12 protein-coding genes are annotated in these 9,813 nt (G+C 66.3%); 6 read left to right on the top strand and 6 right to left on the bottom strand.

The window, feature by feature from the left end; genetic code table 11:
• Nucleotides 1-494 (top strand): potassium transporter TrkG (locus Q1V87_RS06635; protein WP_300591388.1); only part of this gene is annotated, 494 nt, incomplete at its 5' end.
• Nucleotides 487-1,158 carry a TrkA family potassium uptake protein gene (locus tag Q1V87_RS06630; RefSeq protein ID WP_195692296.1) on the top strand — a complete coding sequence of 224 codons (672 nt, stop codon included), beginning with the start codon at nucleotides 487-489 and terminating at the stop codon, nucleotides 1,156-1,158. The genes Q1V87_RS06635 and Q1V87_RS06630, both read left to right, overlap by 8 nt.
• Nucleotides 1,159-1,191: 33 nt before the next feature.
• On the opposite strand, the gene Q1V87_RS06625 is transcribed toward Q1V87_RS06630, so the two are convergent.
• The 3 genes from Q1V87_RS06625 to proC all read right to left on the bottom strand — a co-directional run bounded on the left by Q1V87_RS06625 (nucleotide 1,192) and on the right by proC (nucleotide 4,145).
• On the bottom strand, nucleotides 1,192-1,887 hold the full coding sequence (locus Q1V87_RS06625) for a TrkA family potassium uptake protein (RefSeq protein WP_300591387.1): 696 nt from the start codon (nucleotides 1,885-1,887) through the stop codon (nucleotides 1,192-1,194).
• Complete coding sequence (locus tag Q1V87_RS06620) at nucleotides 1,880-3,247, bottom strand: potassium transporter TrkG (RefSeq protein ID WP_300591386.1); 1,368 nt, start codon at nucleotides 3,245-3,247, stop codon at nucleotides 1,880-1,882. The genes Q1V87_RS06625 and Q1V87_RS06620 overlap by 8 nt, the downstream gene beginning before the upstream one ends.
• Before the next feature lie 61 nt (nucleotides 3,248-3,308).
• A complete protein-coding gene (gene proC, locus Q1V87_RS06615) occupies nucleotides 3,309-4,145 on the bottom strand; it encodes a pyrroline-5-carboxylate reductase (protein ID WP_300591385.1) in 837 nt (278 codons plus the stop codon).
• 150 nt (nucleotides 4,146-4,295) lie between these two features.
• Here proC and Q1V87_RS06610 point away from each other — a divergent pair, with 150 nt between their 5' ends.
• Genes Q1V87_RS06610 through Q1V87_RS06600 form a run of 3 tightly spaced genes read left to right on the top strand, consistent with a single transcriptional unit; the run spans nucleotide 4,296 to nucleotide 7,373 of the window.
• Nucleotides 4,296-5,408, top strand: coding sequence for an alpha/beta hydrolase (locus Q1V87_RS06610; protein WP_300591384.1), 1,113 nt, complete (start codon nucleotides 4,296-4,298; stop codon nucleotides 5,406-5,408).
• 41 nt (nucleotides 5,409-5,449) lie between these two features.
• Nucleotides 5,450-6,433 carry a cation diffusion facilitator family transporter gene (locus Q1V87_RS06605; RefSeq protein WP_300591383.1) on the top strand — a complete coding sequence of 328 codons (984 nt, stop codon included), beginning with the start codon at nucleotides 5,450-5,452 and terminating at the stop codon, nucleotides 6,431-6,433.
• 10 nt (nucleotides 6,434-6,443) lie between these two features.
• Nucleotides 6,444-7,373, top strand: a complete 930-nt coding sequence (locus Q1V87_RS06600; protein WP_300591382.1) for an LLM class F420-dependent oxidoreductase — start codon at nucleotides 6,444-6,446, stop codon at nucleotides 7,371-7,373.
• Between the two features lie 12 nt (nucleotides 7,374-7,385).
• Here Q1V87_RS06600 and Q1V87_RS06595 read toward each other — a convergent pair whose 3' ends face one another.
• Nucleotides 7,386-7,823: a nucleoside deaminase gene (locus Q1V87_RS06595; protein ID WP_300591389.1), complete on the bottom strand. Its 438-nt coding sequence runs from the start codon at nucleotides 7,821-7,823 to the stop codon at nucleotides 7,386-7,388.
• Between the two features lie 59 nt (nucleotides 7,824-7,882).
• On the opposite strand from Q1V87_RS06595, the gene upp reads away from it, so the two are divergent.
• Entirely contained in the window at nucleotides 7,883-8,515 is a 633-nt protein-coding gene (gene upp / locus Q1V87_RS06590; protein ID WP_300591381.1) for a uracil phosphoribosyltransferase, read from the top strand.
• 36 nt (nucleotides 8,516-8,551) lie between these two features.
• Here the strand turns inward: upp and Q1V87_RS06585 are convergent, their stop codons facing one another.
• Nucleotides 8,552-9,553, bottom strand: coding sequence for a magnesium and cobalt transport protein CorA (locus tag Q1V87_RS06585; RefSeq protein ID WP_300591380.1), 1,002 nt, complete (start codon nucleotides 9,551-9,553; stop codon nucleotides 8,552-8,554).
• A gap of 45 nt (nucleotides 9,554-9,598) precedes the next feature.
• Nucleotides 9,599-9,813: hypothetical protein (locus Q1V87_RS06580; protein ID WP_300591379.1), on the bottom strand; the 215-nt coding region annotated here is incomplete at its 5' end.

Raw genomic sequence — 9,813 nt, 5'->3', positions numbered from 1 at the left:
TCCTCAACATGTCGGAGCTGAACGGATCAAGCCAGATCGTCGCGATGATGCTCATGTTCGTCGGCGGCGGTTCGGCCTCCACGGCCGGCGGCATCAAGGTGACCACACTGGCTGTCATCGCCCTCGCTGTCTGGTCAGAGGCAAAGGGACGCAACTCCACGCAGGTGTTCCGCCGCCGCATCCCGAGCGATGTCCTGCGGGTGGCGCTCTCGGTGCTCGCCTGGGGATCGACGATCGTCGCCGTCTCGACGGTCATCATTCTGCAGATCACGAAGGCGGATGTCGCCTCGGTGCTCTTCGATGTCATCTCGGGCTTTGCCACGGTCGGCCTGTCGACCGGGTTGACCGAGACCCTGCCGGACTCGGCGAAATACGTCCTCGCCGTGACGATCGTCATGGGACGCGTTGGTACAGTGACACTCGCCGCGGCCGTGGCCGCGACATCCCGTTCGCAGCTGTATTCGCTGCCCGTGGAAAGGCCCATCGTTGGTTGAGCGCATCCGAAGCGACTCCCCCGTCCTCGTCATCGGACTCGGACGATTCGGCGCCGCCTGCGCCGGTGAACTCGACCGTCTCGAGCGCGAAGTCCTCGCGATCGACGAGAGTCTCGAGCTCGTCCAGAAGTGGTCGGAGCGGGTCACACACACGGTGCAGGCAGATGCCCGCAACATCGATGCCCTCAAGCAGATCGGTGCCCAGGAATTCCAGGTCGCCGTCGTTGCTGTCGGGTCCTCGATCGAGGCGTCAGTGCTCATCACCGCCAACCTCGTGGACCTGAAGGTGCCGCAGATCTGGGCGAAGGCGGTGTCGCAGTCGCACGGAAAGATCCTCGCCCGCGTCGGCGCCAACCACGTCATCTACCCTGAGCGCGAAGCCGGCGAGCGCGTCGCACACCTCGTGAGCGGACGGATGCTGGACTTCATCCGTTTCGACGACGATTTCGTGCTCGCCAAGATGTACCCGCCGAAGTTCATCCGCGGCGTGGGACTGAACGAATCGGGCGTTCGCTCGAAGTACAACGTCACTGTCGTGGGGGTCAAGAGCCCCGGGAAGCCCTTCCGCTACGCGGAAGCAAACACGGTGGTGACCAACCACGACCTCATCATCGTGTCCGGCACCAACAGCGACATCGAGCGCTTCGCCGCCCTCGACCGCTAAACCCTCGCCTTCGCGTTCGCTCCCGCACGCGAGTCAGCGAAGCTGGGCGAAGGCCTCGACGCGATCCGTGGGGCCGACGATCAGAATGCTGTCGCCGTGAGCGAGGACGGTCTCGTTGTCGGCGTTCATCCACGTCTCCTCGGCGTGCTTGAAGGCGGTCACCGTGACGCCGTGCTTGCGGCGAAGCGTGGTTTGACCCAGGGGCGTCCCGACGATCAGATCGGGAGTCGTGATCTTGGCCAGCGAGTACCCCGGCTCGATCTCGAGATAGTCCTTGGCCGCGCCTCGAACCAGGTGGGCGACCCGCCGCCCCATGTCCTTTTCGGGGTAGATCACGCGATGCACACCGAGTTGCTCGAGGATTCGGCCGTGCTGGTCGTCGACGGCCTTGGCCCAGATCACCGGCACTTTCAACTGAATGAGCAGGGATGCCGTGAGGATGGATGCCTTGAGGTCCTGGCCGATCGCGATGACGACACGGTCGAACTCATCGACGGCGAGCTGACGCAGCACCTCCTCTTTGGTCGCGTCGGCGCGCACGACCTGCGTGAGTTCACCGTTGTGCGACTGGACGAGGTCTTCGTCGGTGTCAATGCCCAGGACCTCCGTGCCCGCCGCCATCAGCTCCAGAGCTAAGGCGCTGCCGAAGCGCCCGAGCCCGATCACGGCAACGGAATCTGCCTCGGCGATGCGCCGGGAGGAGTCGGCGAAGAGGGCGAACCTAACCAATGGCGGGCCTTTCCTTGGGAAGTTCATACAGGATGCGGCGCTCGCGCAGTGCGAGAGCCGATCCGAGGGTGAGCGGACCGAGGCGGCCGAGGAACATAAGAACAACGAGGACGATATCGCCGCCTGGTGGCAGATCAGCAGTGATGCCGGTGCTCAAGCCGACGGTAGCGAACGCGGAGATCACCTCGAAGAGAATCTCGTCGAGGCCGCGCCCGGTCATGATCATGAGCGTGATGGTGGCAACCATCACGGCGCCGAGCGCGACGAGAACGACGGTGATCGCCTGCCGGTGCACCGCGCGAGACAGGCGCTTGCCGAAGACGTTGACCGCTGCCTCGCCACGCAGCTCCGTCCACATGATGAAGAACAGCACGGCGAAGGTCGTGACCTTGATTCCACCCGCCGTGCCGGCGGGTCCTCCACCGATGAACATCAGAACGTCCATGCCGAGCCAGGTCTCGTCGTGCATCTGACCGATATCGACGGAGTTGAAACCGGCGGTGCGAGTCTGAACCGAGTGGAAGAAACCCATCAACACCCGATCGGCGGGCGGGTAGCTGCCGAATGTGCCCTCGTTCGACCATTCGAGAACCGTGATGTACACCGTTCCGGCGACCAGCAGCACGGCAGTGCCCCACAGCATGATGCGGGTGTTCATGCTCCAGTGCAAGGGCTTGCGAAACTCCTTGCGCAGTTGGAGCAGGACGGGGAATCCGATCCCGCCGAGGATGACCGCACCACAGATCGGCAGCACGATGAAGGGGTCAGCGGCGAAGGGAATGAGGTTGTCGCTGTAGAGCGCGAACCCCGCGTTGTTGAACGACGACACCGAGTGGAACAGGGCGTGCCACGCTGCCTCGCCAACGCCGTAGCCGTAGTGAAAGAAGAACCGCGGAAAAAGGAAGACGAAGACGACAGCCTCGATCGCCAGCGACATGAGCACGATGCCACGGACGAGACCCTTCACATCGCGGGTTGACAGTGCTCCCGCCTCGGCGGCTGCCGTCATGCGGGCCCGTACGCTGAACCGTCGGGCGATCAGCAGACCGACGAGGGACGCGAAGATCATGATCCCGAGGCCACCCAGCTGAATCAGCAGCATGATGACGACGAGCCCGAAACCACTCCAGTGCGTCGCCGTGTCCAGAACCGTCAGGCCCGTGACGCACACCGCCGATGTCGCCGTGAACAGCGCGTCCACGACGCTTGTGCTGCGGTCGTCCGCCGCTGAGATCGGGAGAAGAAGCAGCACGGTACCGGCGAGAACAGCGCCGGCGAAGCCGAACACGATCACCTGGGCCGGGTGGGGTCGCCACCAGCCTCGTCGCGTCGACGATGTCAACGCCGCGCGGGAAGTCACGAACGAGAAGCATACGCCGGTGTCCCGTGGCGTGTCGCGACCTCTCGCGCGGGACGTTCGGTCAGGAGCCGGCAGCGAGCTCGCGCGAGCGGGCGAGTGCGGCATCCGTTGCACGCCCGAAAAGCGCGCTCAGATCGGCATCCTGAAGCACCGCGATCGCCCGCTCGGTGGTGCCCTTCGGGCTGGTTACCTGCCGGCGCAACTCTCTCGGGTCCTCCCCGGATGCCTCCAGCAGCGCGCCCGCACCGATGAAGGTCTGCTCGACGAGCAGCCTTGCCTGCTCAGGCGAGAAGCCTTTGCCCTCGGCTGCCCGGGCCAGCTCTTCGATGAGGAGGTAGACGTAGGCAGGTCCCGATCCCGAGATCGTACCCAGGGCGTCGATCTGCTCCTCGTCGACCTCGACGACGACCCCGACGGTTTCGAACAGGCCGCGCACTCTCGCGCGGTCGGCCTCGCTCGCCCGGGAGCCTGCCGCAAGCCCCGTGACGGCGCGGCTGACCAGGGCAGGTGTGTTCGGCATGGATCGCAGCACGGCGACGCTCTCGGGCAGCAACGCTTCGTACGTCGCCGTCGTCACGCCAGCGGCCAGGCTCACGACGATCGCTCCCGGACGCAGCGACGGAGCAATCTCACGCAGCAGCTCAGGGACCATCGCGGGCTTGACGCCGACGAGAATCACGTCGGCCTCGGCAGCCGAGATCCGGTTGCGCTCCGGGTACTCCTCGAGCGCATAGCTGCGGATACCCGGGAGGTCGGCGAGGAGGGCGGCTTTCTGCCGCGATCGGTTGGTCGCAATGACATCGGCTGTGCCGGATGCGGCGACCCCGCGCGCGATCGCACCCCCCATCGAACCTGCTCCGAGGACGGCGACGACGAAGGACGGTGCAGAGGATGCCATGGCGTCATCCTAGGCGCGGACGTTCTGCCAATTTTCACGCTCGGCGTCTCCCTTCTCACAGCAAGGGCGGGCTATCGTCGGAGGAGTCGGCGCAACGCACGCGTCCCCGGCCTGGGTCACTCCAGAACACTCGAGAACCAAGGATCCGCTATGACCCTTTTCGACGGCATTGTCTCCCGCACGATCGAGACTTCTCGGCTCACCGTGAACATCCTGGAACGCGCCGAGGATGACCCGACGACACCCGCCGACCGCACTGTCGTGTTCGTGCACGGGAACGTCTCGTCTGCGCTGTTCTGGCAGGAGATCATGCAGGATCTGCCGTCCGATCTTCGCGTCATCGCGATCGATCTGCGGGGCTTCGGGGGAACCGAGAACCTGCCGGTGGACGCAACCCGGGGAGTGCGCGACTTCAGTGACGACGTGTTCGCGACGATGGAGGCTCTCGGCATCCCCACCGCACACTTCGTGGGTTGGTCGATGGGCGGCGGCGTCGTCATGCAGTACGCCATCGATCACCCCGTCCTCAGCCTGACGCTGCAGGCCCCGGTCTCGCCGTACGGCTTCGGCGGCACGCGCCGCGATGGAAGCCGCCTGACCGACGACGATGCCGGCACCGGCGGCGGCGGCGGCAACCCCGACTTCGTCGAGCGACTCACCGCCGGCGACACGAGCGACGAGGCTCAGACCTCACCCCGCAGCGTCTTCCGCTCCGGCTACGTGGCCCCCGGCTACAGCAGCGAGAACGAAGACATCTGGGTGGCCTCGATGCTCACGACATCCACGGCATCCGGCAACTACCCCGGCGACGGCGTGCCGAGCGAGAACTGGCCTGGTTTTGCTGCCGGGACCGTGGGCGTTCTCAACACGATGGCACCGAAGTACTTCAACACCGCGTCGATCGTCGAGATCGAACCCAAGCCGCCAATCCTCTGGGTGCACGGTACGGCTGACGCGATCGTGTCTGACGCATCGTTCTATGACCTCAACCACCTCGGCGCTCTCGGCATCATCCCCGGGTGGCCCGGAGAGGATGTCGCACCGGCCCAGCAGATGGTGTCGCAGACCCGTGATGTGCTTGAGGCCTACGCTGCGGCCGGCGGGCACGTCGAAGAGCTGAGCCTGGAGGGTGTTGGTCACTCACCGCACCTCGAGAGCCCGGTGGAGTTCCGCCACGCGCTGCTGCAAGTCATCGGCTACATCGGGCAGCCGCCGACCTCGCTCCCCGCGACCGAGACGATCATCCTGCGCTCGGCTGACTGAGCGGCACGAGCCCGACACGCGACGGGCCTAGACTCCCGCTCATGAGTGCATCGGGCGGTAATCGCGCCATCATTGCGGCGTTCCTCGCAAACAGGGGGATCGCGCTGTCGAAGTTCGTCGCGTGGTTCGTTTCCGGATCCGCGTCGATGCTCGCCGAGGCCATCCACTCCCTCGCCGATTCCGGGAATCAGCTGCTGCTCCTGCTGGGCGGGCGCAAGTCACGGCGTGCAGCCGACGCGGAGCATCCGTTCGGGTACGGCCGCGAGCGCTACGTGTACGCGTTCGTCGTCTCGATCATCCTGTTCTCGGTGGGCGGGCTGTTCTCGATCTACGAGGGCATCGACAAGCTCACGCATCCCCACGAACTCGAGAACGTGTGGGTACCCATCATCGTCCTGCTCATCGCCATCGGGCTCGAGTCGTTCTCACTGCGCACGGCTATTCACGAGAGCAACCTCGTGCGTCCGAAGAACCAGTCCTGGGTAGCGTTCGTCCGCCATGCGAAGGCGCCGGAGCTGCCGGTCGTGCTGCTCGAGGATGTCGCGGCGCTGACCGGCCTCGTCTTCGCCCTCTTCGGCGTCGGGATGTCGTGGCTGACGGGTGACCCGGTCTACGACGCGATCGGCACTCTCCTGATCGGCTCATTGCTGGTTCTGGTTGCCGTCACGCTCGGCATCGAGACCAAGAGCCTGCTCGTCGGCGAGGGTGCAACCCGCGCGGATCGAGACCGCATCGTGGCCGCGATCGAGGGCGGCGACGAAATCGAGCGCGTCATCCATCTGAAGACGCTGTATCTCGGACCCGACGAACTGATGGTCGCCGGCAAGCTCGGCTTCACGTCGGACAAGACCCTGGGCGAGGTAGCCGCCGACATCGACGCCATCGAGGCACGGGTCCGCGAGGTCGTTCCCATCGCCCGGGTGATCTACCTTGAACCCGACATCTACCACGCCCCAACGGAACCGGTCACGGATGCCGGGGTGGCCGGGAGATCGGCATCCGAGGGCACCGACGCCCGGCGCTAGAAAGGCAGCCATGGAGTATTGCGTCTTCACCGAGCCACAGCAGGGGTTCTCGTACGCGCAGCAACTGGCCAGCGCCCAGGCAACGGAACGCCTCGGGTTCGACGGCTGGTTCCGCTCGGACCACTACCTCGCCATGGGTGCCGGTGACCCGCTCCCCGGTCCGACGGATGCCTGGACAACCCTTGCCGGGCTCGCGCGGGAAACCGAGCGGGTGCGCCTGGGCACACTCGTCTCGCCGGTGACCTTCCGTCATCCCGGGATCCTGGCCATTCAGGTGGCGCAGGTCGACGAGATGTCGGAGGGCCGCGCCGAACTCGGCCTCGGGACGGGGTGGTTCGAGCAAGAGCACGAGGCCTACGGCATCCCGTTCCCCGCGAGGCGATTCGACCTGTTCGAAGAGCAACTCGAGGTGATCACCGGCCTCTGGGCAACCCCCGAAGGTCAGACCTTCGACCACGAAGGCACTGTCTACCGACTGACCAAGTCACCGGCGCTGCCCAAACCCGCGCAACCGCAGGTTCCCGTCATCATCGGCGGCGGCGGACGCACGCGCACCCCCGCGCTGGCGGCACGGTTCGCCACAGAGTTCAACATCGGCTTCCAACCCGAGGACAAAGTTGCCGACGCGTTCGAACGCGTGCTGCAGGCGTGCGTCGACGCCGGGCGGGACCCGGGTTCACTCAAGCTCTCGGTCGCGCTGCCCACCGTGGTCGGCCGCGACGACGCCACTCTCGACCGGCGTCTGGCCGCAATCGGCCGGGAGCGCACCGGCGACGAGGGTGAGGCGATGTTCTTCGGCGGTGCAGAGGAGATCATCCCGAAGGTCGAGCGACTGGCTGCGCTGGGCGCGACCCGGATCTACTTCCAGCAGGTTGATCTGACCGACCTCGACCAGCTCGAAGAGCTCGGGTCCGACATCCTCCCCCGCCTGCCCCGCTAGCGGCTTCCGCGATCAGGCGTCGCGGCGGGCGGCGAAGAAGTCGCGCAGCACGGATGCCGCGGCATCCGCCTCCACTCCCGCGATCACTTCGGCGCGAACCGGGAGCCGACGATCCCGCACGACGTCGTAGAGCGATCCGGCAGCTCCCGCCTTGTCGTCCCACGCGCCGAAGACCAGTCGGGAAACGTGCGCCTGGAGCAGGGCGCCGGCGCACATGAGACACGGCTCGAGCGTCACGACCAGGGTGCACCCCTCCAGATTCCAGGAGCCCCGCGTCTGGGCTGCCGCCCGCATCGCGACGACCTCGGCATGCGCTGTCGGATCGGTCGTCGCCTCGCGTCGGTTGCGGCCCTCCCCGATGACCGCACCGGTCTCATCGAGAACGACGGCGCCGACCGGAACCTCGCCGGCTCCTCCGGCATCGCGCGCCAACTCGAGCGCGCGACCCATCGCCGAGAGGTCAGTGTCGGCGTGGGTCACGCCACGAGCCTAGGACTACTCTGAGGCGTATGCGCTTGCACGTCGCCGATCACCCGCTCATCACGCACAAGCTCACCGTCCTCCGGGACGAGCGCACGCCGTCGCCGGTCTTCCGGCAATTGACCGAGGAACTCGTGACCCTTCTTGCCTACGAGGCGACCCGCAACGTCCGGGTGTCCGAGATCACCATCCGCACGCCCGTGACCGAAACGACCGGCGTGAAGATCAGCGAGCCGCGCCCGATCGTCGTTCCGATCCTGCGCGCGGGCCTCGGAATGCTCGATGGGATGGTGAAGCTCCTCCCCACCGCCGAGGTCGGCTTCCTCGGTATGGTGCGCAACGAAGAGACCCTCGAGCCCACGACCTACGCCGAGCGCCTGCCCGCGGACCTCAGCGACCGGCAGTGCTTCGTGCTCGATCCGATGCTGGCGACCGGCGGCTCGCTCGGCATGGCAATCGACTTCCTCTTCGACCGCGGGGCACAAGACGTCACCGCGATCTGCCTGCTCGGCGCCCCCGAGGGAGTGGCCGCGATCGAGAAGCAGGTCGCCGGGCGCGATGTGACCCTGGTGCTCGGCGCCATGGACGAGCGTCTCAACGAGCGCGGCTATATCGTGCCAGGCCTCGGCGACGCCGGCGACCGCCTGTACGGCACGGTCTGACGGGCCGCGGACCCGGTCGCTCCCACCGGCTGGGCGCTAGAGCCACTTGCGCGAGCGGAAGATCGCGTACAGCCCGCCGGCGAACGCGAGCATCATCCCGATCGCCATGGGATACCCCCACGGCCAGTGAAGCTCGGGCATGTAATCGAAGTTCATCCCGTAGATTCCGGCGATGAGGCTGGGCGCGAAGATGATCGCCGCCCATCCCGAGATCTTCTTGACCTGCTCGTCTTGACGCATCGACACTTCGGTGTGGTGGCGCGCGACCAGCGCCGAGTGAACGGTCAGCGCCTTGTCAAGCAGAGCCTGGGATGCCTGGACCCGCTCGCTCACGCGGGTGACGTTATCGAGGACGTCCCGCATATGGCGGCGCAGTTCCAGATCGACGTCGAACTTCTCGTATCCCCGCCGCAGGCGCTCGATCATGCCGATCAGCGGGTGGACCGCCCGGCCGAACGCAGCGGCCTCACCATACAGCTCGTAAATCCGCCGCGAGAGGAACTCGTCATTGGCGTCGCCGAAGAGCTGATCTTCGATCTCGTCGATGTCATTCTCGATGCCCCCGATGACCGGCTCATAGTCGTCGACCACCCGGTCGAGTACCGCATAGAGAACCGCCTCGGAACCGAGCCGCAACAGCTCGGGTGTGCTCTCGAGCCGCTGTCGCACCGCCGCGAGGTCGGGAGACTCCGCGAGACGGATGCTGATCACAAAGCCGTGACCGACGAAGAGGTGGACCTCGCCGAACTCCACTCGTTCCCGAGCGTCGTCGTAGCGAGCCGGGCGCAACACGACGAACAGGGTGCGGTCGTAGCGCTCCACCTTCGCGCGTTGGTGACCCGTCGAGCCATCCTCGACCGCGAGCGGGTGGAGGTCGAACTCCCGCGAGACCGAGTCCCACTCCTCAGCGGTGGGTCGGTATAGACCGATCCACGCGAACCCGTGGAGCTCTTGGCGGAGCCGGTACGCCTCCTCGAGCGACTTCGGGCTCTCGACCCGCACCCCGTCGACATAGATGGCACTATCGATGACCGGCATGATGTACTCCCGAGGTCCGAGGCGCGAGCGGGCCTCGGCCGGATCCTAGCCGACGGGGGTATCGCCGCTGGGAACCACCGCGCTCATCGCGGGAACCGCCGAAGCAGCATCCATCGCTCTTTCCGTCTCGGCGGGCACGGCCCCGACCAAGCGCGCGAATCCGCTGAGGCGAGCCACTCCCTCCGGCGTGCGCGGAAGGTCGTCCAGCAGTCCCGGCGAGTAGACGATGTAGGCGGTGTGCATCGCCCGTGAGATGGCGA

This window comes from Microbacterium sp. (assembly GCF_030149085.1).
Classification (GTDB): domain Bacteria; phylum Actinomycetota; class Actinomycetes; order Actinomycetales; family Microbacteriaceae; genus Microbacterium.
The sequence above is the reverse complement of the archived record's forward strand: the minus strand, read 5'-3'. Positions and strand labels throughout refer to the sequence as shown.

Coding starts and splice junctions, on each gene's coding strand:
- Q1V87_RS06585 (WP_300591380.1), bottom strand. CDS start 9,553: ATGCCGGTCATCGATAGTGCCATCTATGTCGACGGGGTGCGGGTCGAG.
- Q1V87_RS06605 (WP_300591383.1), top strand. CDS start 5,450: ATGAGTGCATCGGGCGGTAATCGCGCCATCATTGCGGCGTTCCTCGCA.
- Q1V87_RS06600 (WP_300591382.1), top strand. CDS start 6,444: ATGGAGTATTGCGTCTTCACCGAGCCACAGCAGGGGTTCTCGTACGCG.
- Q1V87_RS06610 (WP_300591384.1), top strand. CDS start 4,296: ATGACCCTTTTCGACGGCATTGTCTCCCGCACGATCGAGACTTCTCGG.
- proC (WP_300591385.1), bottom strand. CDS start 4,145: ATGGCATCCTCTGCACCGTCCTTCGTCGTCGCCGTCCTCGGAGCAGGT.
- Q1V87_RS06595 (WP_300591389.1), bottom strand. CDS start 7,823: ATGGGTCGCGCGCTCGAGTTGGCGCGCGATGCCGGAGGAGCCGGCGAG.
- upp (WP_300591381.1), top strand. CDS start 7,883: ATGCGCTTGCACGTCGCCGATCACCCGCTCATCACGCACAAGCTCACC.